At 72.8% G+C, this 24,311-nt stretch carries 24 protein-coding genes; 13 read left to right on the top strand and 11 right to left on the bottom strand.

The genetic code is table 11. The features are described 5' to 3' along the window. Positions 1–56 precede the first annotated feature (56 nt). The 3 genes from WFI00_RS15295 (at position 57) to WFI00_RS15285 (ending at position 4,467) form a co-directional block, all read left to right on the top strand. On the top strand, positions 57–1,514 hold the full coding sequence (locus WFI00_RS15295; protein ID WP_336633259.1) for a GuaB1 family IMP dehydrogenase-related protein: 1,458 nt from the start codon (positions 57–59) through the stop codon (positions 1,512–1,514). A 575-nt stretch (positions 1,515–2,089) separates the two neighbouring features. Further along, positions 2,090–3,418 (top strand): hemolysin family protein, encoded by a 1,329-nt coding sequence (locus WFI00_RS15290; RefSeq protein WP_336633258.1) that lies wholly within the window; start codon positions 2,090–2,092, stop codon positions 3,416–3,418. Further along, on the top strand, positions 3,415–4,467 hold the full coding sequence (locus WFI00_RS15285; protein ID WP_336633257.1) for a hemolysin family protein: 1,053 nt from the start codon (positions 3,415–3,417) through the stop codon (positions 4,465–4,467). Before WFI00_RS15290 ends, WFI00_RS15285 begins: the two co-directional genes overlap by 4 nt. Positions 4,468–4,526: 59 nt before the next feature. Here WFI00_RS15285 and WFI00_RS15280 read toward each other — a convergent pair whose 3' ends face one another. Further along, positions 4,527–5,597 (bottom strand): NADH:flavin oxidoreductase/NADH oxidase, encoded by a 1,071-nt coding sequence (locus tag WFI00_RS15280; protein WP_336633256.1) that lies wholly within the window; start codon positions 5,595–5,597, stop codon positions 4,527–4,529. Positions 5,598–5,674: 77 nt separating this feature from the next. Here WFI00_RS15280 and WFI00_RS15275 point away from each other — a divergent pair, with 77 nt between their 5' ends. The 4 genes from WFI00_RS15275 to WFI00_RS15260 all read left to right on the top strand — a co-directional run bounded on the left by WFI00_RS15275 (position 5,675) and on the right by WFI00_RS15260 (position 9,371). Then, the gene (locus tag WFI00_RS15275; protein WP_336633255.1) at positions 5,675–6,502 is read left to right on the top strand and encodes an ADP-dependent NAD(P)H-hydrate dehydratase; all 828 of its coding nucleotides are present in this window, start codon (positions 5,675–5,677) and stop codon (positions 6,500–6,502) included. A gap of 1 nt (position 6,503) precedes the next feature. Continuing rightward, positions 6,504–7,730, top strand: a complete 1,227-nt coding sequence (locus WFI00_RS15270) for a hypothetical protein (protein ID WP_442928335.1) — start codon at positions 6,504–6,506, stop codon at positions 7,728–7,730. A 67-nt stretch (positions 7,731–7,797) separates the two neighbouring features. After that, a complete protein-coding gene (locus tag WFI00_RS15265; RefSeq protein ID WP_336633253.1) occupies positions 7,798–8,130 on the top strand; it encodes a thiamine-binding protein in 333 nt (110 codons plus the stop codon). Between the two features lie 20 nt (positions 8,131–8,150). After that, on the top strand, positions 8,151–9,371 hold the full coding sequence (locus WFI00_RS15260; protein ID WP_336633252.1) for an MFS transporter: 1,221 nt from the start codon (positions 8,151–8,153) through the stop codon (positions 9,369–9,371). 69 nt (positions 9,372–9,440) lie between these two features. Here WFI00_RS15260 and WFI00_RS15255 read toward each other — a convergent pair whose 3' ends face one another. After that, on the bottom strand, positions 9,441–10,073 hold the full coding sequence (locus WFI00_RS15255; protein ID WP_336633251.1) for a TetR/AcrR family transcriptional regulator: 633 nt from the start codon (positions 10,071–10,073) through the stop codon (positions 9,441–9,443). 99 nt (positions 10,074–10,172) lie between these two features. Between WFI00_RS15255 and WFI00_RS15250 the strand changes: the two genes are divergently transcribed. Continuing rightward, positions 10,173–10,802 carry a GNAT family N-acetyltransferase gene (locus WFI00_RS15250; RefSeq protein WP_336633250.1) on the top strand — a complete coding sequence of 210 codons (630 nt, stop codon included), beginning with the start codon at positions 10,173–10,175 and terminating at the stop codon, positions 10,800–10,802. A 393-nt stretch (positions 10,803–11,195) separates the two neighbouring features. Here WFI00_RS15250 and metX read toward each other — a convergent pair whose 3' ends face one another. After that, a complete protein-coding gene (gene metX, locus WFI00_RS15245) occupies positions 11,196–12,398 on the bottom strand; it encodes a homoserine O-acetyltransferase MetX (protein WP_336633249.1) in 1,203 nt (400 codons plus the stop codon). Positions 12,399–12,621: 223 nt separating this feature from the next. Further along, positions 12,622–13,944: a bifunctional o-acetylhomoserine/o-acetylserine sulfhydrylase gene (locus WFI00_RS15240; RefSeq protein WP_336633248.1), complete on the bottom strand. Its 1,323-nt coding sequence runs from the start codon at positions 13,942–13,944 to the stop codon at positions 12,622–12,624. A 130-nt stretch (positions 13,945–14,074) separates the two neighbouring features. On the opposite strand from WFI00_RS15240, the gene WFI00_RS15235 reads away from it, so the two are divergent. Together WFI00_RS15235 and WFI00_RS15230 are read left to right on the top strand one after the other, a co-directional pair. Next, positions 14,075–14,878 carry an SDR family oxidoreductase gene (locus WFI00_RS15235; protein WP_336633247.1) on the top strand — a complete coding sequence of 268 codons (804 nt, stop codon included), beginning with the start codon at positions 14,075–14,077 and terminating at the stop codon, positions 14,876–14,878. After that, positions 14,879–15,982, top strand: a complete 1,104-nt coding sequence (locus WFI00_RS15230) for a hypothetical protein (protein ID WP_336633246.1) — start codon at positions 14,879–14,881, stop codon at positions 15,980–15,982. Positions 15,983–15,986: 4 nt separating this feature from the next. On the opposite strand, the gene WFI00_RS15225 is transcribed toward WFI00_RS15230, so the two are convergent. Continuing rightward, on the bottom strand, positions 15,987–17,486 hold the full coding sequence (locus tag WFI00_RS15225) for an MFS transporter (protein ID WP_336633245.1): 1,500 nt from the start codon (positions 17,484–17,486) through the stop codon (positions 15,987–15,989). A 40-nt stretch (positions 17,487–17,526) separates the two neighbouring features. On the opposite strand from WFI00_RS15225, the gene WFI00_RS15220 reads away from it, so the two are divergent. Genes WFI00_RS15220 through WFI00_RS15210 form a run of 3 tightly spaced genes read left to right on the top strand, consistent with a single transcriptional unit; the run spans position 17,527 to position 19,404 of the window. Beyond that, complete coding sequence (locus WFI00_RS15220; protein ID WP_336633244.1) at positions 17,527–18,042, top strand: phosphoribosyltransferase; 516 nt, start codon at positions 17,527–17,529, stop codon at positions 18,040–18,042. Next, positions 18,042–18,770 carry a uracil-DNA glycosylase gene (locus WFI00_RS15215; protein WP_336633243.1) on the top strand — a complete coding sequence of 243 codons (729 nt, stop codon included), beginning with the start codon at positions 18,042–18,044 and terminating at the stop codon, positions 18,768–18,770. The genes WFI00_RS15220 and WFI00_RS15215 overlap by 1 nt, the downstream gene beginning before the upstream one ends. Before the next feature lie 10 nt (positions 18,771–18,780). Next, positions 18,781–19,404, top strand: coding sequence for a GNAT family N-acetyltransferase (locus tag WFI00_RS15210; RefSeq protein WP_336633242.1), 624 nt, complete (start codon positions 18,781–18,783; stop codon positions 19,402–19,404). A 9-nt stretch (positions 19,405–19,413) separates the two neighbouring features. Here the strand turns inward: WFI00_RS15210 and WFI00_RS15205 are convergent, their stop codons facing one another. From WFI00_RS15205 to WFI00_RS15180, 6 genes are read right to left on the bottom strand one after another with little or no spacing between them, the layout of a single operon-like run. Continuing rightward, on the bottom strand, positions 19,414–19,755 hold the full coding sequence (locus WFI00_RS15205) for a protealysin inhibitor emfourin (protein WP_336633241.1): 342 nt from the start codon (positions 19,753–19,755) through the stop codon (positions 19,414–19,416). Continuing rightward, complete coding sequence (locus tag WFI00_RS15200; protein ID WP_336633240.1) at positions 19,752–20,798, bottom strand: M4 family metallopeptidase; 1,047 nt, start codon at positions 20,796–20,798, stop codon at positions 19,752–19,754. The genes WFI00_RS15205 and WFI00_RS15200 overlap by 4 nt, the downstream gene beginning before the upstream one ends. Before the next feature lie 51 nt (positions 20,799–20,849). Further along, the gene (locus WFI00_RS15195) at positions 20,850–21,638 is read right to left on the bottom strand and encodes an ABC transporter ATP-binding protein (RefSeq protein WP_336633284.1); all 789 of its coding nucleotides are present in this window, start codon (positions 21,636–21,638) and stop codon (positions 20,850–20,852) included. Positions 21,639–21,658: 20 nt separating this feature from the next. After that, positions 21,659–22,447 carry an ABC transporter ATP-binding protein gene (locus WFI00_RS15190; protein ID WP_336633239.1) on the bottom strand — a complete coding sequence of 263 codons (789 nt, stop codon included), beginning with the start codon at positions 22,445–22,447 and terminating at the stop codon, positions 21,659–21,661. After that, entirely contained in the window at positions 22,444–23,358 is a 915-nt protein-coding gene (locus tag WFI00_RS15185; RefSeq protein ID WP_336633238.1) for an ABC transporter permease, read from the bottom strand. The genes WFI00_RS15190 and WFI00_RS15185 overlap by 4 nt, the downstream gene beginning before the upstream one ends. Continuing rightward, positions 23,355–24,305 carry an ABC transporter permease gene (locus WFI00_RS15180; RefSeq protein ID WP_336633237.1) on the bottom strand — a complete coding sequence of 317 codons (951 nt, stop codon included), beginning with the start codon at positions 24,303–24,305 and terminating at the stop codon, positions 23,355–23,357. Before WFI00_RS15180 ends, WFI00_RS15185 begins: the two co-directional genes overlap by 4 nt. Positions 24,306–24,311: the final 6 nt, after the last annotated feature.

Raw genomic sequence — 24,311 nt, 5'->3', positions numbered from 1 at the left:
CCTCACGCACACATCCATCAAGGGTATCCCAGGTTTGACGCCGGTACCGTGGAGGCATGCACTTCTCCGGCGCCCAGCCCACGGTCGATCTGACGTACTCGGATGTCTTCCTCGTCCCGCGACGCTCGGACGTCACGAGTCGGCTCGACGTCGACCTGTCGCCCGGCGACGGCACGAGCGCGACGATCCCGCTGGTCTCCTCGAACATGAACTCCGTTACCGGGCCACGCCTCGCCGCCGCGCTCGCCCGCCGCGGAGGCCTGGGCGTCCTGCCGCAGGACATGCCCCTGCAGGACCTCGACGCCGCCATCCGCTGGGTCAAGGACCAGCCGGTGCGCTGGGACAGCCCCGTGGTCCTCTCCGCGGACGCGACCGTGGCGGAGGCGGCCGCGCTGCTGCCCGCCACCGCCGGGCACGGCATCGTCGTGGCGCGGGAGGTGTCGCCGCGGCTCCACGTCGACGACATCCTCGGCGTCGTGCCGGCCACGCGTCTGGGGACGGCGCTGCCGGATGCCCGGCTCGGCGACCTCGTGCGCGGCCGCACCCCGTCGATCGACGCCGACGATGTGACGGATGCCCGCCACGCGTTCGACCTGATCGTGGCCGCCGAGTCGGAGACCGTGTGCGTCCTCCACCACGGCTTCCTCGTGGGGACCCTGTCGCAGCGCACGGCGCTCCGCACGACGCTCTACCGGCCCGCCGTGGACGCCGACGGACGGCTCATCGTCGCCGCGGCCGTCGGGATCAACGGCGACGTCGCGGCGAAGGCGCGAGCCCTGGTCGCCGCCGGCGTGGACGTGCTGGTCGTCGACACGGCGCACGGACATCAGGAGGGGATGCTCCGCGCGCTGCGCACCGTCGCGGGGCTCGGCCTCGGCATCCCGGTCGCGGCGGGCAACATCGTGACCGGTGAGGGCGCGCGAGACCTCGTCGAGGCCGGTGCGTCGATCCTCAAGGTCGGTGTCGGACCCGGCGCGATGTGCACGACCCGCATGATGACCGCCGTCGGACGCCCCCAGTTCTCCGCGGTGCTCGAGACCGCACAGGCCGCCGCAGACCTCGGGGCGCACGTGTGGGCGGACGGCGGCGTGCGCTACCCGCGCGACGTCGCGCTGGCCCTGGCCGCCGGCGCCGCCTCGGTCATGATCGGCTCCTGGTTCGCGGGGACCATCGAGGCTCCCGGGCAGCTACAGGTCGACGAGACCGGCCGCGTCTACAAGGAGTCGTGGGGGATGGCATCCACCAAGGCCGTCCAGGGCCGCTTCGGACGGCTCGACCCTTACGAGCGTGCGCGCAAGGAGCTGTTCGCCGAGGGGATCTCGTCGTCGAAGATCTACCTCGACCCCCTGCGTCCGTCGGTGGAGGACCTGCTCGACATGATCACGTCGGGCGTGCGCTCCTCCTTCACCTACGCCGGTGCGTCCACGGTGCCGCAGTTCCACGAGCGCGCGACGGTGGGGCTGCAGTCCGCCGCCGGCTACGAGGAGGGGAAGGCTCTCCCCGTCAGCTGGTAGCGGGTGGGGGGCGGCCTGGTTCTGGGGTTAGGCGTGGTTCTGGGGTTCGGCGTGGTTCTGGGGTTCGGCCTGGTTCCGGGGTTCGGCCTGGTTCCGGGTTCGGCCTGGTTCCGGGGTTCGGCCTGGTTCTGGGTTGGTCGTGCCCCTCGTCCAAGCCGCCGCGCCCCCGCGCCCCTCGCGTTCCCGGGTGAGCTGTGCAGGTTCGGGGTCGCATGTTGTCGGGTCGGGCGGGCTGAGGCGACCAGTGGCGACCCCGAACCTGGGTGGGGGTGACCACAGGCGACCCCGAACCTGGGTGGGCGACCAGTGGCGACCCCGAACCTGGGTGGCGGTGACCACACGCGACCCCGAACCTGGGTGGGGTGACCACAGGCGACCCCGAACCTGGGTGGGGTGACCAGACGCGACCCCGAACCTGGGTGGGGTGACCAGACGCGACCCCGAACCCGCGCGTGGCACACTCACGGGCCGCGCGCGACGGGCGTGCCGTAAACTCTTCGCATCATGGACGACCCTCCCAGTTGCAGACGATCGCCCCACCGACCCTCCTTCCGCACGAGCGGAGGTGACGTGTGATGGATTACGTCATGTTGGGCGTGGGGCTGCTGCTGACGATCGGGACCGGTCTGTTCGTCGCGAGTGAGTTCGCCCTCGTGAATCTGGATCGGGCCGACCTGGAAGCCCGCCGCGCGGCGGGCGAGAGCCGGCTGTCGCTGACCATCGACGCCCTGCGGAAGACCTCGACCCACCTGTCGAGCGCGCAGCTGGGGATCACGCTGACGACGCTGCTCACCGGGTACACGATGGAGCCGGCGCTCACGAACCTGCTGAGCCCGCTGTTCCACTCGGTCGGCATGCCGGACGCCGCCGGCCGGGCGATCTCGACGGTGGTCGCCATCGCGATCGCCACCACCTTCTCGATGATCCTCGGTGAGTTGGTGCCGAAGAACTTCGCGCTCGCCGTGCCGCGGCAGACGGCCAAGCTCGTGATGCCGTTCCAGGTCGCCTTCACGACGGTCTTCCGCCCGGCGATCGTCGTGCTCAACGGCAGCGCCAACGGCATCCTCCGCGGGATCGGCATCGAGCCGAAGGAGGAGCTGTCCGGCGCACGCACCGCGGAGGAGCTGTCGAGCCTCGTCCGGCGCTCGGCGAGCGCGGGCGTGCTGGAGCAGGACACCGCCTCGCTGCTGGATCGCACCCTGACCTTCACCCGACTGACCACGGCGGATGTCATGACGCCGCGCCCGAGCGTGCACGCGGTCGCCGCCGGCGACAGCGTCGAGGACGTCATCCAGCTCGCGCGGCGGACGGGGCACAGCCGCTTCCCCGTGTTCGGCGACTCCATGGACGACATCACCGGGATCGTGCACCTCAAGCAGGCGGTCAGCGTGCCGCGGGAGCGTCGCTCCGACGTGCCCGCCGCCGCGATCGCCGAGGAGCCGCTGCGGGTGCCCGAGGCCGTGCACCTCGACGCGGTGATGACCGAGCTGCGCTCACGCGGCTACCAGATGGCGATCGTCGTCGACGAGTACGGCGGCACGGCGGGCGTCGTGACCCTGGAGGACCTCGTCGAGGAGATCGTGGGCGAGGTGCTCGACGAGCACGACCGCAGCATCGCCGGCGTCGTGCGGGTCGCGGGCTCCGTGATCTTCCCCGCCGACCTGCGCCCCGACGAGGTGCTCGACCGCACCGGCATCCGCGTCCCCGAGGGCGACGTGTACGACACCGTCGGCGGGTTCCTCATGGCCCGGCTCGAACGCATCCCCGTCGTCGGCGACCGCATCGACCTCGAAGACGGCACCCTCGAGGTGCACCGCATGGACGGACGCCGGGTCGACCGGGTGCGCTTCACGCCGCATCCGCTGCCGGAGGGCGCCGCGACCGAAGGGGGTGAGACGCGATGAACGACTGGGCCGGAATCGCCTGGCTGGTGGTGCTGCTGGCGTTCAACGCCTTCTTCGTCGGCGCCGAGTTCGCCGTCATCTCCGCACGCCGCTCGCAGATCGAGCCGCTCGCCGAGCGCGGGTCGAAGACCGCCAAGACGGCGCTGTACGCGATGGAGCACGCGACGCTCATGCTCGCGACCTGTCAGCTGGGCATCACGATCTGCTCGCTGCTGATCCTGAACGTGTCGGAGCCGGCGATCCACCACCTGCTGGAGGAGCCGCTCGCCCTCACCGGGTGGAACGAGGCGGTCATCGGGGGCGTCGCGTTCGCGATCGCGCTGATCCTGGTGTCCTACCTGCACGTCGTGTTCGGCGAGATGGTGCCGAAGAACCTCGCCTTCTCGCTGCCCGACCGGGCCGTGCTGCTGCTCGCGACCCCGCTCGTGTGGGTCTCGAAGCTCTTCCACCCGGTCATCGTCGCGTTGAACTGGATCGCGAACCACGCGGTGCGGCTGTTCCGCGTCGAGCCGAAGAACGAGGCCGCCTCGACCTTCACGCTCGACGAGGTGGCCACGATCGTGAACCAGTCGCGCATCGAGGGCGTGCTCGACGACGCCTCGGGCGCGGTGACCGCCGCGGTCGAGTTCACCGAGAAGAAGGCCCGGGACGTCGCCGTGCCCCTCTCCGACCTGGTGACCCTCCCCGAGGTGACGACGCCGGACGAGATCGAGCGCGCCGTCGCCAAGCACGGGTTCTCCCGGTACGTGATCGTCGACGCGTCCGGCGCGCCGCTGGGCTACGTGCACCTCAAGGACGTCCTGCGCGCGGCCGAAGGGCAGGATGCGGACGCGCGGGTCGCCGTCCCGATCCAGCCCAAGCGCATCCACCACATGGTGCCGCTCGCCGAGACGACGGATCTTGAGGATGCCCTGGCGCTGATGCGACGCTCGAGCCGTCACCTCGCGCAGGTGCGCAACGCCGAGGGCGAGACGACCGCGGTGCTGTTCCTGGAGGACATCATCGAGGAGCTCGTCGGCGAGGTCCACGACGCCACCCGGCGCAGGTAGACCCACCACCCTCGGGGACCGCGCCGGTCCTGTTGCGACCGGCGCGGTTCCCCGCGGCGTCAGCGCGGCATCGCGCGGGTGTAGGGCGCGGGCCAGGGGGCCTGTGCGGGATCGCCCAGCTCGCCCGCGGCGCGCAGCGCGAAGTGCGGGTCGCGCAGCCATTCGCGGGCGGCGAGCACGACGTCCGCGTCGCCGGCGGCGAGGATGCCCTCGGCCTGCGGCCCCGTCGTGATCTCGCCCACCGCCCCGACGCTCGCGCCCGAGCGGGCGCGCACCTCGGCGGCGAGGGGCACCTGGTAGCCCGGGCCGGCGACGATCCGCTGATGGGCGACCAGGCCCCCGCTGGAGATGTCGAAGAAGACGGCGCCGCGCTCGGCGGCCCACTCGGCGACCGTCGCGGTCTCGACCACGTCCCACCCGTCCGCCGCGCCGTCGGTGGCGGAGAAGCGCACCGTGACGGCGGCCTCCGGCGCGGCATCCCGCACCGCGTCGACGACGCGCAGGAGAAGTCGCGCGCGGTTCTCCAACGATCCGCCGTACGCGTCGTCGCGACGGTTCGACAGCGGGGAGAGGAACTGGTGCAGCAGGTAGCCGTGCGCGGCGTGGATCTCGAGCATCTCGAAACCGGCGGCGGCGGCGCGGGCGGCCCCCGACGCGAACGCCTCGACCACCCGGTCGATGCCGTCCTCGTCGAGCGCCGTGGGCGCGGCGAAGCCCTCGTAGGCGATCGCGGAGGGGGCGACGGTCTGCCAGCCGCCGTCCGCCGCCGGCACCGTACCGCGCGCCGCGCGCAGCGGCGACCACGTCGAGGCCTTCCGGCCGGCGTGCGCGAGCTGGATGCCCGGGACGGCGCCCCGACTCCGGATCGCCGCGGCGATCGGCGCCCACGCGTCGCGCTGCGCGTCGTTCCAGATGCCGGTGTCGTCGGGGGAGATCCGCCCCTCGGGGAGCACCGCGGTCGCCTCGGCGATGACGACTCCGGCTCCGCCCGAGGCGAACTGCGCCAGGTGGACGTGGTGCCAGTCGTCGGGCAGCCCGTCGACGGCGGAGTACTGGCACATGGCGGCGACCCACAGGCGGTTGCGGGCGGTGACGCCGCCGAGCTCGATGGGGGTGAACAGCAGACTCATGCGGGCACTCTCTACGCGGTGGAGACGGGGCGGGCAGTCCGGAGGGTTCCGGCCGCGTGCGCGGGTAGGGTGACGCCATGACGACCGAGTGGACGGACGCCGATGCGGCGGGGACCCTGCGGAGGCCAACCGCGGCGGACGACAAGTATTCCCGAGGCGTGCTCGGCATCCGCACCGGCTCGCAGCGCTATCCGGGTGCGGCGGTCCTCGGCGTCGAGGCGGCCCACCGCACCGGGGTCGGAATGGTCCGGTACCTGGGGGACGACAGGCCGACGTCGCTCGTGCTCGCCCGCCGCCCCGAGACGGTCACCTCCGACGGCCGCGTCCAGGCGTGGCTGATCGGGTCGGGTACCGATGCCGACGATCGGACCCCGGACGAGGCGGAGGAGCTGCGCGCCGTCATCGAGGGCGACGTGCCCGTGGTGGTGGATGCGGGGGCGCTCGACCTCGTGCCCGCCGGCCACCGGCGGGCCCCGATCGTCGTCACGCCGCACGATCGCGAACACGAGCGGCTGCGCGCCGCCGCCGGACTCGCCGCGGTGGGGGAGGATCGTGCGCGCGGGGCCGCGGAGACCGCGCGGACGCTCGGCGTCGTCGTGCTCCTCAAGGGCGCGCGCACCGTCGTCGCGACCCCGTCGGGCCGGATCCTCGTCGTGGTGGCACCCACGCCATGGCTCGCGACCGCAGGCACGGGCGATGTGCTCGGCGGGATCCTCGGCGCCCTCGTCGCCGCCGCGGCGCCTCGCGAGGTCCAGGAGCTGGGCCCGCTCGCGGCGACGGCCGCCCGCGTGCACGGTCTCGCCGCGGCCCGGGCGTCGGCGGAGCGCGAGGGGGGCCCGATCACCGCGCTCGACGTGGCGGAGGCCGTGGCATCCGTCGTCGGGTCCCTGCTGCGGCCCTCATAGGATGGGAAGGGTGTCGAGGCGGGCTGTGCTGTGGATCGCGTTCGCGCTGGTCCATGCCGCGGTCGCGGCGCTCGGGTTCCTCCTTCCCAACGAGCCGATGGGCGACGTCTACCGTGTGTACGAGCCGTGGTCGATGCGCGCGCTGGGCGGCGAAGGCATCGTGGGGATCACCGAGCCGTGGGTCTACCCGCAGCTCGCCCTCGTGCCGATGGTGCTCGCCCACGCGTTCGTGCCGATCGCCGGATACGTCGTCGGCTGGGCGATCCTGGTCACCCTCGTCGACGCGGCCGCCTTCGCGGTCCTCGTGGGACGCGCCCGCTCCCGCGGCCGCGTCCGGGCGGCGTGGTTCTGGCTCGCCTTCATCCTCGCCCTCGGCCCGGTCGGTCTGTATCGCCTCGAAGCGATCACCGTCGCCCTCGCGATCGTCGGATGCCTGTGGCTCGTGGGGCGTCCCTGGACCGCGGCGATGATCCTCGCCGTGGCGACGTGGATCAAGGTGTGGCCGGCGGCGCTCCTCGCCGCCGCCGTGATCGCGCTCCGCCGCCGCGGCGCGCTCGTCGGCGGCGCGGTCGCGGTCTGCGCGCTGACGCTCCTGGCGGTCGTCGCGGCGGGCGGCGCTGCCCACGCCTTCGGCTTCGTCGGTGAGCAGACGACGCGCGGGCTGCAGGTCGAGGCGCCCATCGCGTCGCCGTACCTGTGGGGCGCGCTCATGGGGATGCCCGGCTTCCAGGTCTACTACTCCTTCGAGCTGCTCACCTTCCAGGTGACCGGGACGCAGATCGATCCCGTGATCGGCGCCATGACTCCGGTCCTCGTGCTCGCGATGGCCGGCATCGCCGCGCTCGGCGCCGTTACGGCGGCACGGGGCGTCCGGTTCGGCGCGCTGTTCCCGCCGCTCTCGCTCGCCCTCGTGCTCGCGTTCATCGTGTGCAACAAGGTGGGCTCGCCGCAGTACCTCGCCTGGCTCGTGCCGTCGATCGCGATGGGGCTCGTGCTCGCACGTCGGGTCTGGGTGATGCCCGCGCTCGTCGCCCTGGCCGCGGCCCTGCTCACCCAGCTGGTGTACCCCGTCCTGTACGCCGGCATCCTCCATCCCGAGCCGTTCCCGGTGGTGGTGCTGACGCTGCGCAACCTGGTCCTGATCGCCCTGCTGGCGTGGATGGTGGTGCGTGTCGCACGTCTTCCGGCCGCCCGCCGCGCGGTCGCGGTCCCCGCTCCGGTGCGCTGACCCGTCGACCCGGCCACCCCAGACCCGACCCAGATCCGTTCCGAACCGACCGACCGTGGAGGTCCCCATGCTCATCGCTTTCTCCGTCGCCCCCTCCGGTGCACCGGCCGGCGGCTCCGCCTCCGCCGACGGCTCCGTCCACGATGCCGTCGCCGCCGCCGTCGCGATCGTGCGTGCATCCGGCCTGCCGCACCGCACGACGAGCATGTTCACCGAGCTCGAGGGCTCGTGGGACGAGGTGTTCGACGTGGTCAAGCGTGCGACCGAGGCCGTCGCGCCGTTCGGATCGCGCGTGTCGCTCGTGCTGAAGGCGGACATCCGGCCCGGCTACGAGGGAGAGCTCGACGGCAAGGTGGCGCGGCTGGAGGCCGCTCTGGGCGACGGCCCGGCCACCCCCTGACGCGCCGGTAGCATGGCGGGATGACCTCCTCGACCCCGTCGAGGGGTGCGGCGACGTGGGCGCTCCTCTCCCTCGCCATCGGTTCCTTCGGTATCGGCATGACCGAGTTCGTCGTCATGGGACTGCTCCCGCAGATCTCCGCCGACCTGCTGCCGCAGCTCTCGGCGACCGCTCCCGACGCCGCCGTCGCGCAGTCCGGATGGCTCATCACGCTCTACGCGCTCGGGGTCGTCGTCGGCGCGCCCACCATCGCCGCGTCGGTGGCGAAGTATCCGCGGCACGTCGTCATGGTGGCGCTCGCCGTGGCGCTCACCGTCGGCAGCGCCCTGACCTTCCTCATGCCGACCTTCGAGCTCGTCGCGGCGTCCCGCTTCCTCGCCGGGCTGCCGCACGGCGCCTACTTCGGGATCGGCGCTCTCGTGGCCGCCGACGTCCTCGGGCCGGGCAAGCGCGCACAGGGGGTCGCCTTCGTCCTCACCGGCCTCACGATCGCGAACGTGGTCGGTGTGCCGTTCGGCACGTTCCTCGGGCAGCAGTTCGGCTGGCGCGCCGCGTTCGCCCTCGTCGCGGGGATCTTCGCCCTCGCGACGGTGCTGCTGGCCGTCACGGTCCCTGCGCACGCGGGCGACCCCGGACGCACTCTGCGCGCCGAGCTGGGCGTCTTCCGGATCGGCCAGGTCTGGCTCACGCTGGGGATCGGGGCGATCGGCTTCGGCGGGTTCTTCGCCGCCTACAGCTACATCGCCTCCCTCGTGACGGAGGTCGCCGGGTCGCCGGACGGGGTCGTGCCGCTCGTGCTGGTCGTGATGGGGCTCGGGATGACGATCGGCAACCTCGTCGGAGGTCGGCTCGCCGACATCGACCTGCGCCGGACGGTGCTGGGGGGATTCGCCGCACTCGTCCTCGTGCAGGTGCTGCTCGCGCTGACGGCGACGTCGATCGTCGCGCTGGCCGTGTTCGTGTTCGCGGTCGGCTTCGTCTCGTCGGTGATCAGTCCCGCCATCCAGACCCGGCTGATGGATGTCGCCGCGGACAACCAGTCGATCGCGGCGGCGCTGAACCACTCGGCGCTGAACATCGGGAACGCGACCGGCGCGTTCCTCGGCGGCGTCGTGATCGCCGCCGGCTTCGGATTCGCCGCTCCGGTGTGGGTCGGAGCCGCGCTCGCGGCCGCGGGACTCGTGCTCGCCGCCGTCAGCTTCGGCCTCCCGGCGCGTGCTGGCGCCGCCGTCGGGTCCTGATCCGGACCGGCCGTGTGGCCGGGTCCGGGTCGCGGCGGCTCAGGCCGCGGGGTCTCGGGGCGCGGGGCCTCAGGCCGCGGGGTCTCGGGTCGCGGGAGAGGTGACCTGGAGGTGCGCGAAGCCGGCGCTGAGGGTGTCGAGGACGGCATCCGGCCCCGCTTCGGGGGCGGTGGTCTGCCAGGCGGCGAGGCCGTCGGCGCAGATCAGCAGCACGGTCGCGACGAGTTCGCGCGGTACGGAGAGGCGCGCCCCGGTGAGGGCGCACCACTCGTCCAGGCGGTCGGCGATCGCGCGGCGGGCGAGGGCGGCCTCCTCGGCGACGGCGATCCGGTCTGCGCCGCGGGCCGCCGCGGTGAGCTCGGCCACCGCGGCGTGAGCGGCGGGTCGGGCGACGAGATCGCGCGCATACGCCGCGAGAGCGGCGCGGACGGCGGCGGGGAGCGACTCGTCGCGCAACGGCGTCGCCCACACCGACGCCAGCGTGCGCTGCGATTCGCGGCGCAGCAGTGCGGCGACGAGCTCGGTCTTCGAGCCGAACGCATAGGAGACCACGCGGTGGGCGACCCCCGCGCGCTCGGCGACCGAGCGCAGGGAGAGCGACGCGGCGCCCGATTCCGCCACGACGTCGAGCGCGGCGTCGAGGAGACGCTCGCGGCGATCGGCGCGCGGAAGGTAGGAGCGGGTCTCCGAGGGGGCGTTCATGGGTGCTTCCCAGCATGCCGCAGGACAGGGTGCGGATACTATTATCCGAACGGACCAATCTGCTCGAGAGAGCCCGCACCACGACACGGAGGACGGATCATGGCGCAGGTGACAGTGACCAGGGCGGACCCGACGCAGGCCCGGGAGGCGGCGGCCGTGCTCGCGGCGGCGTTCCGTGACGACCCGGTGATGCGCGCCGTCATCCCGCGCGATGCGGAGCCCCAGTCCGCGCTCGCCGAGCTGTTCACGGCGACGCTGTCGGCCGGGGCGTTCGCGACGGGCGCCGTCGACATCGCCCGCGTCGACGACGATCCGCGGATCGTGGGCGTCGCCGCGTGGGAGGGCCCCCGGGGAGTGCGGGGAGCTCTGGTGCGCCAGGCGCGCCATCTGCCCGCCTTCGTGCGCGCCCTCGGCTGGAGGGGCCTGGGCCGCGCCGCCGGCATCCAGCGTCGCCTCGACCGTCGGCGCCCGTCGTTCCCGCATTGGTACCTCGCCGAGGTCGGGGTGCTCCCGGCCGGTCGCGGCGCCGGAGTCGGCGCGGCTCTGCTCACCGCGCGGCTGGCGCGCCTCGACGCCGACGAGCAGACCGCCTACTTGGAGTCCTCGACCCCCGAGAACCGCCGGCTGTACCGCAGGCTCGGATTCAGGGAGGCCGGCGCGATCGAGGGCATCCCGGGCGCTGCCCCCGCGCGGATGCTGCGCGCGCCCCGTGTCGCCACGGCGACCTGAGCGCGCGTGTTCGGGGTCGCGTGTGGTCGCCTGGCTGTGCCTCGCCTCGCTGTGGCTCCCCTCGGGTTCGGGGTCGCGTGTGGTCGCCTCGCCGCAGGTTCGGGGTCGCGTGTGGTCGCCTGGTCGTGCCTCCCGTCGGGTTCGGGGTCGCGTGTGGTCGCCTCGTCGTGCCTCCCGTCGGGTTCGGGGTCGCGTGTGGTCGCCTCGCCGCAGGTTCGGGGTCGCCTCGGGTCGCTTCGCCTCGTCCAGACCGACCACATGCGACCCCGAACCTGACTCGGGCATGAACCGGGCCCCGAACCTGACTCGGGCCTCACCCTGAGCCAGGCGCGGATCCCACCCCACCCTGGACCGAATCCGAACCCGAACCCGGGGAGGTCGCTCGCGACGGGCTCAGCTCCCCAGCAGGCGGCGCAGGTGCGCTCCCACCGGGGTGGTCTCGATCAGGAACCCGTCGTGGCCGAAGTCGCTGGAGAGGACGACCGTCTCCGTGTCGATCGTGGTGCGGATGCCGCGGAAGATGCGTTCCTGCCCGTCGACGGGGAAGAGCCGGTCGCTGTCGATGCCGAGCACGAGGGTGCGGGCGCTCACCCGGGCCAGGGCGTCCTCGATGCCGCCGCGATCGCGTCCGATGTCGTGCGAGTTCATCGCCTCGACGAGAGTCAGGTAGCTGTTCGCGTCGAAGCGTCGCGTGAACTTGTTGCCGTGGAAATCCAGGTAGCTCTCCACCGCGAACCTGCCGCCGCCGCCGAGGGGGCTGACGCCGGACTGCCACGACCGCTGGAAGCGGAGGTTCAGCTCGACCGGGCTGCGGTAGTTCAGCATCGCCATCCGGCGGGCGAGGGCGAGACCGCGGTGCGGGCCGTCGCCGTCGGCCGCGTCGTAGTACTGGCCGCCCGCGAAGCGCGGGTCGATGCGGATCGCCTCCAGCTGCACGGAGTTCAGCGCGATCTGGTCTGCGGTGGTCATCGGGGGAGCGGCGAGCAGCGCGAGGCGCTCGACCCGCTCGGGATGGCCGACGGCCCACTCGAGGGCGTGCATGCCGCCCATGGATCCGCCCACGACGGCCGCCCAGCGTTCGATGCCGAGCGCGTCGGCGAGGGTCGTCTGCGCCGCCACCTGGTCGCGGATCGTGAGGTACGGGAACCGGGGACCCCACTCGAGCCCGTCGGGGCCGATCGAGGACGGACCGGTCGAGCCCTGGCATCCGCCCAGCATGTTCGGTGCGACGACGAACCAGCGGTCGGTGTCGATCGCGGCTCCCGGTCCGACGACGTCCTCCCACCATCCCGATGTCGGATGGCCGGGGCCGGCCTCGCCGCGGACGTGGGTGTCACCGGTGAGCGCGTGCAGGATCAGGACCGCGTTGCTCCCGCGCACGTCCAGCTCGCCCCAGGTCTCGTAGGCGAGCCGCGCGGACGGGAGGCTCTGCCCGTTCTCCGTGCGGAAGGCGCCGAGACCGGCGAACCGGCGCCGCCCGGCGGGGTCTCCGTCCCGCCACGCACCGCTCGCGGGCGGGCGGGCACGCAGCAGTCGCGCGTCGGCCTCGGAGATGGGCGCCGACGGCACCGAGTCCTCGGAGGCCTGCCAGTCCATGCCTCCATTCTGTCCGCTCGGCGCCGCGCCCTCCCCACTGTTACGCCCGCCTGTGACGCCGCGGTGCGCGCACGCGCGACCTCCGCAGAAACGCACGAACTCCGCACCCGATTACGTGATCGGGTGCGGAGTTCGTGACATCCTGCGGAGTTCGTGGGCCATGCGGCCCGTTCCAGGAGGCCCGCCCCATGCAGCCCGTCTCGGGGGCCGCGTGACGCGCGGGTCAGGCGCGCGCGGCCTCCGACAGGCGACGGGCGGCGGCGAGAGCCTGCTCGAGGTCGGCCTTGAGGTCCTCGACGTTCTCGAGGCCCACCGACAGACGCACGAGGCCCGGCGTGACGCCGGTCGTGAGCTGCTGCTCGGGGGTGAGCTGCGAGTGGGTCGTGGACGCCGGGTGGATGACGAGCGAGCGCACATCGCCGATGTTCGCGAGGTGGCTGAAGAGGGAGAGCGAGTTGACGAACTCGCGCCCGGCCTCGACGCCGCCCTTGAGCTCGAAGGAGAGCACGGCGCCGACGCCCTTCGGCGCGTACCGGTTCGCGGCGGCGTACCACGGCGAGGTCGGCAGTCCGGAGTAGTTGACCGAGGCGATGTCGTCGTGGTTCTCGAGCCACTCGGCGATCTCCTGCGCGTTCTGCACGTGGCGCTCGATGCGCAGCGACAGGGTCTCGATGCCCTGGATGAGCAGCCACGCGCTCTGCGGCGAGATCGCGGCGCCGAGGTCGCGCAGGAGCTGCACGCGGGCCTTGATGACGTAGGCGAGCGCATCGCCGACCGCCTGCGTGTAGACCGCGCCGTGGTAGGAGGGGTCCGGCGTCGTGAGGCCGGGGAAGCGGTCGGCGTGCTCCGTCCAGGGGAACGTCCCGCCGTCGACGATGACGCCGCCGATGACCGTGCCGTGGCCGCCCAGGAACTTGGTCGCCGAGTGGACGACGATGTCGGCGCCGTGCTCGAACGGACGGATGAGGTACGGGGTCGCGATCGTGTTGTCGACGATCAGGGGGACGCCTGCCTCGTGCGCGACGTCGGCGACGGAGCGGATGTCGAGCACGTTGATCTTCGGGTTGCCGATGGTCTCGGCGAAGAAGAGCTTCGTGTTCGGGCGCACCGCGGCGCGCCACTCCTCCGGGTCGTCCTGGTTCTCGACGAAGGTGACCTCGATGCCGAGCTTGCCCAGCGTGTACTTGAAGAGGTTGTACGTTCCGCCGTAGATCGACGACGACGACACGATGTGGTCGCCGGCCTCGGCGATGTTCAGGACCGCGAAGGTCTCCGCCGCCTGACCCGAGGCGACGAGGAGGGCGCCGGTGCCCCCCTCCAGAGCGGCCACACGCTGCTCGACGACGTCCTGAGTCGGGTTCTGGATGCGGGTGTAGATGTTGCCGAACTCGGCGAGGGCGAAGAGGTTCGCCGCGTGGTCGGCGTTGTCGAACACGTAGGAGGTCGTCTGGTAGATCGGCGTGGCACGCGCCTTGGTGACCGGGTCGGGCTGGGCGCCGGCGTGGATCTGCGTGGTCTCGAAGCGCCAGTTCTCGGCTGCGGACATGTCGTGCTCCTGCGGAGGTCGGGTGGGGCGACGACGGATGCCGCGGCCACCCCCGAGAGTACGGTCGGGCCCCGGTTGTCAACAACGGCGGGGAAATGTGACGTAACGAAGGTGCCGGTAGCGTGGGGGCATGACGACGCCGGAGACGAACATCAGACGTGCCGTGGTGACCGGAGCGAGCTCGGGGATCGGCGAGGCGACGGTCCGCGCCCTGCGCGCCGCGGGCTGGGAGGTGGTGGGCGTGGCTCGCCGCGCCGACCGGCTCGAGGCGCTCGACCGCGAGGTCGGATCGGCGTCCTTCGCGGCCGACCTCACGAGCGAGGCGGACGTCACCGCCCTCGCGGCACACCTGGAGGGCACCGGGGCCGTCCACGCCCTCGTGCATGTGGCGGGCGGCGCCCGCGGCACCGATCGCGTCGAAGACGGACGTCCCGCCGACTGGCGGTGGATGTTCGAGGTGAACGTGCTCTCGGCACAGCTCGTGACGGCCGCTCTTCTTCCGCTGCTGCGCGCGTCGATCTCGCACGGGGGCGGTCACGCCGACACGCTCTACATCACCTCGACCGCGGCCCAGGCCGCGTACGCCGGGGGTGCGGGCTACAACGCGGCCAAGGCGGGCGAGGCGATGCTCGTCCACGCCCTGCGCCTCGAGCTGAACGGAGAGCCGATCCGCGTCACCGAGATCGCGCCGGGGATGGTCTACACCCCCGAGTTCACGCTCAACCGGCTGGGCGGGGACGTGGCGAGCGCGGAGCGCGTGTACGACGGCGTGGAGAACCCGCTGACGGCGCTCGACGTGGCCGACGTGGTCTCGTACGCCCTGAACGCTCCGGGGCACGTGAACCTGGACCTCGTCACGATGCGTCCGGTCGCGCAGTCGGCGCAGCACCTGCTCGCCCGCGGGCCGCTGCGGGTGCGCAGCACGGAGAGCTGAGTGCCGGCGGGTGTCGAGGTGCCGCGGTCGCTGAACGTCGACGCGCTGCTCGAACGCCCCGACCGCGGCGACGTGGCGCGCTTCTGGTCGGATTTCCGCGCCGGACACCCCCGGCTCGGCGACACCCGAGCCCGCGTACGGCGGGTGATCCTCCGTGTCGGCGCAGCGGCGGGAGGAATCGGCACGCTCACGATGGTCTTCGGCACCTCGCGAGCGCTGAGCGGAGGTGCGCAGCGCTCGCCCGAACAGGTGATCAACATGCTGATGGTGGGGCTCCTCGTCGTCATCGCGTTCAGCGTGCTGCTGTGGGCGGCGTTGCGGACGAGCGGTCGCCGCACGAGCCCGCGCCAGCACTGGGCGCTCGCCCGGTTCGCCGCCGACAACGGCTTCGTCTACGCGCCAGAGCCGGTCGTCGGGGGGCTGGAGGAGTGGCGACACCGCGGGCGACTCGTCGTCTCGCGCGCGATGCGGACCGTCGCCCCCGGCGGGCGCACGATCGAGTGGGCCGACTACGAGCTGCGCCGCTCCTCCCGCGCGTCGACGCATACCCAGTTCGGCGGATGGATCGCGGTCCAGCTGGGCCGTCCGCTGCCGCACATCGTCGTGCGCGCCACCGGCCGGGGCTCGAGGATGCTGTCGACCGCCGCCGTCCCGGATGAGTCGCAGCGTCTGTCGCTCGAGGGCGATTTCGACCGGTACTTCACCCTCTACTGTCCCGCGGGCTACGAGCGGGACGCGTTGTACCTGTTCACCCCCGACGTCATGGCGACCGCCGTCGACGATGCGGGCGGGTGGGACATCGAGATCGTGGACGACGTGCTCCTTCTCGTGCGCCCCCGTGACGTGGTCTCCGTCGACCCGGCGGAATGGATGCGTCTCGTCCGCACCGCCGAGGCCTTCGCCCGTCAGGTCGATCACTGGGAACGCTGGCGGGACGAGAAGGCCGTGGTGGTCGCCCGGCCCGGCTCGGGTCGGGAGGCGGGAACCGCGGTCGTCGCGCGCCGCGGTCGACGTCTGCGGACGAGGTGGAGCGCCGCGACCTGGGTCTGGATCGTCTTCGCCGCTCTGCTCGTCGCCGCCGTCGTCCTCGGCGGTTCCCTGTGACGCCTCAGCGGACCTCGACGGGGGCGACCGGCGCGGCGTCGCCGTCGGCGAAGGCGACCTTCGGGACGAACAGCAGCAGGACCGCGGCGAGGAAGCCGCCGCCGGCGCAGATCGCCCACACCGTCATGTAGCCGCCGAGCGATGCCGCGGTCTGGCTCGCGACCGCTCCGGCGCCGGCGGCGAGCACGACTCCGAAGACCGCCGAGGAGAACGTCCCGCCGATCGTCTTCGTCGTGTTGGTGAGCGCGGACGCGATGCCCGTCTGGCCGGCCGGAGCCGCCGCGGCGGCCGCGGCCGGAAGGGCCCCGACGAGGGCGCCCGATCCGATCCCGGCGATCGACAGGTTCACGACCACCTGCCAGGTCTCCAGGTGGAACGGGAGGAAGAGCGCGTACCCGACGCCCACCAGCGCGGCGGCGACGATGAGGACGACGCGCGGGCTCGCGCGCCGCGACGTCACCGCGAACGCGACGGCACCGACGATCAGCGAGACCAGGTAGACGCCGATGAGGTTGGAGCGGTCGGTGGCGTCGAGGCCCAGGCCGTAGCCGAGCGCGGGGTCCGTGCCCGCGTAGGTGGACAGCGGCCCCTGCGCCCCCAACAGGCTGATGCCGATGAGGAAGGCGGTGATCTGGACCGGCCACATCTCGGGCCGGCGCAGGACCCGGATGTCGATGGCGGGGTCGTCCTGGCGCAGCTCGTGGGCGACGAACCACGCGAACACGCCGATCCCCGCGGCGACGAGGGCGATGACCCACCACCAGGCGCTCGCGCCGAGGCCCAGCTCGCCGATCATCCGCATCCAGGCGAGGCCGCCGGTGACCAGCAGCAGCCCCCACGCCAGGATGACGAAGCCCCACGTGTCGAGCCGGCGCCCCGGCTCGGGGGTCGACTCCGGCACGCCGAGCCAGATGACGACCGCGACGAGGGTGACCGCGATCGCCGGCACCAGGAGGGTGGTGGTGAGGTCGCCCGTGGCGGCGAAGATGCGGCCGGCCGCGAGCGCGCCGATGATCGCTCCCGCCTCGAGGCCCACCACGAGCAGGCCTGCCGCCCGCCGCGTCGTGGAGACCCCGTGCCGACGGCGCCGGCCGCGCTCGAAGATGAGGGCGATCTCCAGTGGGAGCCACACCACGTAGAAGCCCTGCAGTGCCCACGCGAGGAGGAAGGACCAGAACGACGTCGCGAAGGCGAGCCACCACGTCGCCCCCGCCGTGAGGATCGCCGCGATCAGCAGGATCCGCTTGTGGCCGTACATGTCGCCGAGCTTGGCGAGGATCGGGACGACGAGCGCCGACAGCAGCAGTTGCGCCGCCTCGAACCAGTTGACGTCGGAGTCGTGGATGCCGAGCGAGACGACGATGTCGCTGAACAGCGGGACGTAGTACCCCTGCAGGATGCCGCTGACGAGCTCGACGAGCACGAACCATCCGATGAGCCCCGCCGTCACCCCGATCGTCGAGGTGCGCAGGGAGGCCGTGGCGGAGGGGACCGGCGTCGTCATGGCGCTCAGTCTAGGGACGCGGCGGCGATAGGTTGGAGGGGTGACCTCAGACGCTGCCGCGGCCCCCCGCGAGATCCTCACCTGGGACGGGTTCGGCGACGCCACCCGGGCCCTCTCCCGCGACATCCTCGCCGACGGGTTCGCTCCCGACGTCGTCGTGGCGATCGCCCGCGGCGGCCTCCTGCCCGCCGGCGCCGTCGCCTACGGCCTCGGGGTGAAGAGCTGCGGGGCCCTGAACGTGGAGTTCTACACCGGCATCGGCACGGTGCTCGACGCCCCCGCCCTGCTGCCGCCGGACCTCGACCTCGGCTACCTCCCCGGCAAGCGCGTCCTGCTGGTGGACGACGTCGCCGACAGCGGGCGCACGCTCGCACTGGCGGTCCGGATGCTGGTGGAGGCCGGGGCCGACGTCCGCTCCGTGTGCATCTACACGAAGCCGGGGTCGGTCGCGACGCCCGACTACGCGTGGCGCGAGACCGACCGATGGATCGACTTCCCGTGGTCGGCTCGGGGCACGGTCGCCGAGGAGGACGCCGGCGCCGACGCGAGCGCCTGATGGCGAAGAGCCTCGAAGAGCTCGCTGCGGCGGGGCTCATCGACCCGGAGTGGGCGGCGGCGCTCGCACCGGTCGCCCCGGACATCGCGGCGCTGGGGGATCGGCTGCGCGCCGAGGTCGCCGCGGGTCGCAGCTATCTGCCGGCCGGCGACCGGGTGCTGCGCGCTTTCGCGCGGCCGCTCGCCGAGGTCAAGGTCCTCATCGTGGGGCAGGACCCGTACCCGACGCCGGGGCATCCGATCGGCCTGTCGTTCGCGGTGGACGCGCACGTGCGGCCGCTGCCGCGCAGCCTCGCGAACATCTACACCGAGCTGGAGAGCGATCTGGGGGTGCCGAGGGCGAGCCACGGCGACCTGTCGGCGTGGAGCGATCAGGGCGTCATGCTCCTCAACCGCGTGCTCACCGTCGCTCCGGGCGCCCCGGCCTCGCATCGCGGCTGGGGATGGGAGAAGGTGACCGAGCACGCCATCCGCACGCTCGTGGCGAGGGACGCCCCGCTCGTCGCGATCCTGTGGGGCCGCGACGCGGGAAACCTGCGTCCACTTCTCGGGACGACGCCGATCCTCGCGTCGGCGCACCCGTCCCCGTTGTCGGCGAGCCGCGGCTTCTTCGGCTCCGCGCCGTTCTCGCGCGCGAACGAGCTCCTCGCGGAGCAGGGCGCGGCGCCGGTGGACTGGCGTGTGCCCGACGTGCCGGCACCCGGCGCCCGCGCCGACGCGAACGCGTAGGCTGACGCCCATGCTGGAAGAGGAGTACGACACCTCGCGGCGGCGACTGCCCGCGCACCTGCGCCGCGTGGAGCCGGAGCGTCCGTTCTCGTACGAGATCCGCCCGGCCCGCGCCGCCGACATCCCCGACATCCGTGAGATCTACAACCACTACGTCACCAACTCGGTCGTGACCTTCGACGAGAAGAAGTGGACCCTCGCGCAGTGGCGCGAGAAGCTCGCCCACCTGCAGAAGCACGACATGCCGTTCCTCGTCGCGCAGTCGCCCACCGGTCAGATCCTGGGATACGCGCTCGTGCAGCCCATGTCGTCGAAGTCGGCCTTCCGCTACAGCGTGGAGAACTCGATCTACCTCGGTCAGGCCGCGACGGGCAAGGGGCTCGGGCGGGCGCTGCTGGAGGCCCTCATCGCCGCGAGCGAGCAGGCGGGCATCCACCAGATGGTGGCGGTCATCAGCGACAAGGGCGCGGAGGGATCGATCGCGCTGCACGAGCGGCTGGGGTTCGTCGAGGTCGGCCGGATGGGCCGCGTCGGGTTCAAGTTCGGCCGGTGGCTGGGCACGATCTACCTGCAGAAGCAGCTCAAGCCGGTCAAGAAGCGCCGGACGCTGTTCGGTCGCGGTCGCCCGGACTGACCGCCGTTCTCAGCCCGGGCCGGCCGACGCCGCCCGGACGGCGTCGATGAGGGCGCGCCAGGGGCCGGTGGCCTGCGTCTCGCTGAGGGCGGCGCGGTGATGCGACCCGGCGCACGAGACCTCCACCGTCCAGGCGAAGCGGTCGGCGCCGGTCGCACGCTCGGCGTCCATGCCCTCGCTTTCGTCCACCCCGTGATTCCAGGGGCAGGCGTCGACGAGCATGTGCCAGTGCTCCGGGTCGGAGGGCGGAGCCTGCACGCCCCAGCGGCGGGTGAGTCCGGCGATGCCTCCCGACCGGGCGACCGTCACGACGATCGGCTCGGGCGCCGCGGGGTGGGGATCGTCGGTCACTGCTCCGTCACGCCGACGGCGTTCCACGCGGTGCGCACGGCGGCGGCCTCCTCCGACTCCTCACCGTACTCCGCCGTCGCGGTCGCCGTGGTGGCGGCGGCGAACGCCGCGAAGTCGGCGGTCGGGGAGAGCGCTCCGGAGGTGACCGTGAGGTACCAGATGCGTCCGGCGCGCTCCCAGGCGTGACCGCCGAGCGCCGCGGCGACGAGGTGGAACGCCTTGTTGGGGATGCCCGAGTTGATGTGCACCCCGCCGTCGTCCTCGGTCGTGTCGACGTAGTCGCGCATGTGGCCCGGCTGGGGATCGCGGCCGAGCACGTCGTCGTCGTACGCCGTGCCCGGCGCGCTCATCGAGCGCAGCGCCGTGCCCTGGACGGCGGGGGTGAAGATGCCGGCACCGATCAGCCAACTCGCCTGCGCGGCGGTCTGTCCGAGGGCGTGCTGCTCGGTGAGGGCACCGAACACGTCCGCGACCGACTCGTTGAGGGCGCCCGATTGCCCGCGGTACTCGAGTCCGCCGCTGTGCTCGACGACACCGTGCCCGAGCTCGTGCGCGATGACGCTGAGCGAGCCCGTGAACCCGGTGAAGACCTCGCCGTCACCATCGCCGAAGACCATCCGCTCGCCGTTCCAGAACGCGTTGTCGTAGCGGTCGCCGTAGTGCACGGTCGCGGCGAGGGTGCTGCCCGCCCCGTCGATGGAGGCGCGCGCGAAAGCGTCCCAGAGGAACGCGAAGGTCTCGCCGAGCCCGTCGAACGCCTGGTCGGCGGCGACGTCGCCGGTCGCGGGATCGTCCTCGCCGCGCACGCGGACGCCCGGGAGCGTCTCGCGGTGCTCGGCGTCGGAGATGACCCGGTCCGGCGCGGGCGACCCTTCGAACACGAGCGCGTCGCCCTCGACCGAGACCTCGAGGTTCCCCCTCAGGCCGTGGTGGACGCGTGGCATCGCCAGCGTCGCACGTGCCGCGGCCACCGCGCCGGACAGGTGCGGCGCGTCCGCCGCCGCGAGGCGGGCGAGCAGGTACGGAGGGATGATCGCGTGCATGGCGACACCCTACGCCGCGGCCCCGACACCGGACAGATGGGCCGCGCGGCGCTACCGGGGCGGTTCGATCACCGGGATCGAGGCGAGCAGGCGCCGGGTGTAGGCGACCTGCGGCGCGAGCAGGACCTTCTCCGTCGGCCCCTCCTCGACGATGCGCCCGTCCTTCATCACGATCACCTCGTCGCACAGGCTCTGCACGACCCCGATGTCGTGGGATACGAGGAGGAGAGTGAGGTCCTGCGCCGCCCGCAGCTCGCGCAGGACCTCGAGGATCTGCGCGCGGACCGTGACATCCAGCGCCGACAGCGGCTCGTCGCCGACCAGCAGGCGCGGCCGGTGCACGAGGGCGCGCGCCAGCGCGATGCGCTGGCGCTGGCCGCCGGAGAACTCGTGCGGGTAGCGCTCGGCCATCTCCGCCTCGAGGCCGACGTCGCGCAGCACCTCTCCGACCCGCGCACGCCGGTCGCCGGGGATGCCCAGCGCCCAGAGCGGCTCCGCGACGATGCGTCCGACGTTCATCCGCGGGTCCAGCGATGCGTACGGGTCCTGGAAGACGATGCCGGTGGCCCGGCGCAGCCAGTGCAGCGACCGGGCGCCGGCGCGGGCGTCCACCGCGCGGCCGTCGAACTCGACGGTGCCGGCGGTGGGGGAGTCGAGCCCGAGCAGGATGCGGACGAGGGTCGACTTGCCCGATCCGGACTCCCCGATGATCCCCACGGCCGATCCCTCGGCGACGTCGATGTCCGCATCGTCGAGGGCGACCGTGGTGCGCGGCCGCTCGAAGAGCCGGGTGCCGCGCTGGCGGAACCTGCGGCCGAGGCCGCGTCCGCGCAGGAGCATCTCGGGCGCATCCGGATAGCTCATGCGATCCCTCCCGGCTTCCACAGGGTGGCGGTGGCGTCGCGCAGGAGCCCGCGCGTCACGGGCGAGGCAGGGGCCGTCAGCAGGCGCGACAGGGGGCCGTGCTCGACCACGCGGCCGTGCTCGAGAACGACGGCGTCCGTGGCCACCTGCGAGAGCACGGCGAGATCGTGGGTGATGAACACGAGGGACATGCCGTCCCGAGCGACGAGTCCGTTCATCAGGTCGAGCACCTCCGCCTGGATCGTGACGTCGAGCGCCGTGGTCGGCTCGTCGGCGATCAGCAGGCGCGGACGGCACGCGAGGGCCATCGCGATCGCGACGCGCTGCCGCTGGCCCCCCGAGAGCTGATGCGGATAGCGGCGGACGATCTGCTCCGGGTCGGGAAGGTGCACCCGCTCCGCCTCCGCCACCGCGCGTGCGGCGGCCGCACGCCGGCCGACGCGCTCGTGGATGCGGACGGATTCGGCGATCTGACGCCCGACCGTGCGGATCGGATTGAGCGCGGTGCGCGGCTCCTGGAACACGATCCCGATCTCGTCGCCGCGGAGGGTCGCGAGCTCCCGGTCGGGCAGCCCGATCAGCTCGCGACCGTTCCACCGCACGCTCCCGCTGACCGTCGCCCCCTCCGGGAGGAGCCCGAGGACGGCGAGCGCCGTGAGCGACTTCCCCGATCCCGACTCGCCGATGAGGCCCAGGCGCGCGCCGTCCGGGACGGCGAACGACACGTCGTCGACGACACGGGCGCCGTCGATCTCGATGCGGAGGCGCTCCACCTCGAGGCTCATGCGATCACCGCCGGCTGATGGGTGTGCGCGGCGCTGCGTCGTCGCGACAGGGTCGGATCGGTGGCCTCGCGCAGGCCGTCGCCGAGGAGGTTCAGGCCGAGGACGGTCAGCGTGATCGCGAGCCCCGGCCACACGACGCTCAGCGGATGCACCGAGATGTACTGCTGCAGGTCCTTCAGCAGAAGCCCCCAGCTGGGCTCGGTCACCGGCGCGCCGAAGCCGAGGTAGCTGAGCCCCGCCTCGGCGAGCACGGCCACCGCCATGCCCCACGACAGCTGGACGATGAACACCGGCGCGACGTTCGGAAGGAGGTGCCGCGCCAGGTTCTGCAGAGGGGTCAGCCCCGACGCCCGCCCCGCCAGGACGAAGTCGCTGTGGAGCACCCGGCGCAGCTCGGGGCGCGTCACGCGGGCGATGTTGACGCCGAAGCCGATCCCGACGGCGAGGATCACGACCCACAGCGAGCCTCCCCACACGGAGGAGACCATCATCGCGATCAGCAGGACGGGGAAGGCGATGAGGATGTCCACCAGCACGGCGATCGACTCGCGGATCCACCGCGTCGTCAGGGCGCCGAGCGCGGCGAGGAGAAGTCCCAGCAGGGTCGCCACCACCCCCGCGCCGAGGGCGACCCACACGGTCGTGCGCGCCCCCGCCATCAGCAGGCTGAGGATGTCGCGCCCCGAGCCGTCGGTGCCGAGGAGGTGCGGGAGGCCGGGCGCGGCCCAGCGGTCGGCGACATCGACGCGCTGCGGATCGAACGGCGTCCAGAACCGCGCGACGAGCGCGGTGAGCCCGACGAGGACCACCACCGCGACACCGAAGCGGCCGGTCGCCAGCGACAGGAGTCGCCGGAGCCACCCGAGGCGGTCGCGAGCGGGTCCGGACGTCGAGCGCGTGTCGGTGCTCATTCCGCCTCCCGCTGCCGGGGGTCGATGAGACGGTGCACCAGGTCCACGACGAAACCGACGACGAGGACGAACCCGGTGAGCACGAGCAGCTCGCCCTGGACCTTCGGCAGGTCCCGGTTGCCGACGTCGGCGACGAGCATCCGTCCGACGCCGGGCAGGTTGAAGAGCTGCTCGATCACGACGGCCCCCACGATGATGCCCGCCACCTGCAGGCCCAGCACGGTCACGATCGACAGTCCGACCGTCGGCAGGCCGTGGCGCACGAGCGCCTGGGTGCGGGTGAGCCCCTTGGCCGCCGCCGTCCGCACGAAGTCCTGACCCGTCGCCTGGAGGGTGGCCGACCGCACGAACCGCATGAGCATCGCACCCTCCACGACGCCGATCGTGATCGCGGGGAGCAGGAGCGAGCGGAACGCGAGCGCGGGATCGGACCATCCGGTGCGCGGAAACCCCTGGGCGGGGAGCCACCCGAGCCAGACCGCGAAGACCAGGACGAGCATCATGCCCGCCCAGACGACGGGCACGGCCGCGACGGTCTGGGCGCCGATGCTCAGCGCCGTCCCGTCGGCGCGTCCGCGGCGCATCGCGGACACGACGCCGAAGGGCAGCGCGACGGCGAGCGCGACGACCATCGCCAGCAGTCCGAGCGGAATCGTCACCTGGGCTTTCTGGGCGAGCTCGGACGCGACCGACGACCCGGTGAGCAGGGACGTGCCGAGGTCGCCGCGCAGCACGCCGCCGATCCAGGCGAGGTACTGCACGGCGAGCGGCTCGTCGAGGCCCATCCGCTCGCGGATCGCCGCGATCTGCTCGGGGGTCGAGTTCAGCCCCGCGATGAGCTGGGCCACATCGCCGGGCAGCACCCGCAGGGTGAGGAAGATCAGCGCACTGGCGACGAACAGGCCCAGCACCAGCAGGGCCAGTCGGGTCAGCGCGTAACGGATCACCCCGTC

It is taken from the genome of Microbacterium sp. MMO-56 (assembly GCF_037146215.1).
In the GTDB taxonomy this organism is placed as follows: domain Bacteria; phylum Actinomycetota; class Actinomycetes; order Actinomycetales; family Microbacteriaceae; genus Microbacterium.
The sequence above is the reverse complement of the archived record's forward strand: the minus strand, read 5'-3'. Positions and strand labels throughout refer to the sequence as shown.

Bases quoted from the DNA above. Each gene is read 5' to 3' on its own strand.
- WFI00_RS15270 (WP_442928335.1), top strand. From the start codon at position 6,504: ATGGGAAGGGTGTCGAGGCGGGCTGTGCTGTGGATCGCGTTCGCGCTG.
- WFI00_RS15250 (WP_336633250.1), top strand. From the start codon at position 10,173: ATGGCGCAGGTGACAGTGACCAGGGCGGACCCGACGCAGGCCCGGGAG.
- WFI00_RS15255 (WP_336633251.1), bottom strand. From the start codon at position 10,073: ATGAACGCCCCCTCGGAGACCCGCTCCTACCTTCCGCGCGCCGATCGC.
- WFI00_RS15295 (WP_336633259.1), top strand. From the start codon at position 57: ATGCACTTCTCCGGCGCCCAGCCCACGGTCGATCTGACGTACTCGGAT.
- WFI00_RS15240 (WP_336633248.1), bottom strand. From the start codon at position 13,944: ATGTCCGCAGCCGAGAACTGGCGCTTCGAGACCACGCAGATCCACGCC.
- metX (WP_336633249.1), bottom strand. From the start codon at position 12,398: ATGGACTGGCAGGCCTCCGAGGACTCGGTGCCGTCGGCGCCCATCTCC.
- WFI00_RS15195 (WP_336633284.1), bottom strand. From the start codon at position 21,638: ATGCTCCTGCGCGGACGCGGCCTCGGCCGCAGGTTCCGCCAGCGCGGC.
- WFI00_RS15185 (WP_336633238.1), bottom strand. From the start codon at position 23,358: ATGAGCACCGACACGCGCTCGACGTCCGGACCCGCTCGCGACCGCCTC.
- WFI00_RS15285 (WP_336633257.1), top strand. From the start codon at position 3,415: ATGAACGACTGGGCCGGAATCGCCTGGCTGGTGGTGCTGCTGGCGTTC.
- WFI00_RS15200 (WP_336633240.1), bottom strand. From the start codon at position 20,798: ATGCACGCGATCATCCCTCCGTACCTGCTCGCCCGCCTCGCGGCGGCG.
- WFI00_RS15265 (WP_336633253.1), top strand. From the start codon at position 7,798: ATGCTCATCGCTTTCTCCGTCGCCCCCTCCGGTGCACCGGCCGGCGGC.
- WFI00_RS15225 (WP_336633245.1), bottom strand. From the start codon at position 17,486: ATGACGACGCCGGTCCCCTCCGCCACGGCCTCCCTGCGCACCTCGACG.
- WFI00_RS15210 (WP_336633242.1), top strand. From the start codon at position 18,781: ATGCTGGAAGAGGAGTACGACACCTCGCGGCGGCGACTGCCCGCGCAC.
- WFI00_RS15190 (WP_336633239.1), bottom strand. From the start codon at position 22,447: ATGAGCCTCGAGGTGGAGCGCCTCCGCATCGAGATCGACGGCGCCCGT.
- WFI00_RS15235 (WP_336633247.1), top strand. From the start codon at position 14,075: ATGACGACGCCGGAGACGAACATCAGACGTGCCGTGGTGACCGGAGCG.
- WFI00_RS15260 (WP_336633252.1), top strand. From the start codon at position 8,151: ATGACCTCCTCGACCCCGTCGAGGGGTGCGGCGACGTGGGCGCTCCTC.
- WFI00_RS15280 (WP_336633256.1), bottom strand. From the start codon at position 5,597: ATGAGTCTGCTGTTCACCCCCATCGAGCTCGGCGGCGTCACCGCCCGC.
- WFI00_RS15290 (WP_336633258.1), top strand. From the start codon at position 2,090: ATGGATTACGTCATGTTGGGCGTGGGGCTGCTGCTGACGATCGGGACC.
- WFI00_RS15275 (WP_336633255.1), top strand. From the start codon at position 5,675: ATGACGACCGAGTGGACGGACGCCGATGCGGCGGGGACCCTGCGGAGG.
- WFI00_RS15215 (WP_336633243.1), top strand. From the start codon at position 18,042: ATGGCGAAGAGCCTCGAAGAGCTCGCTGCGGCGGGGCTCATCGACCCG.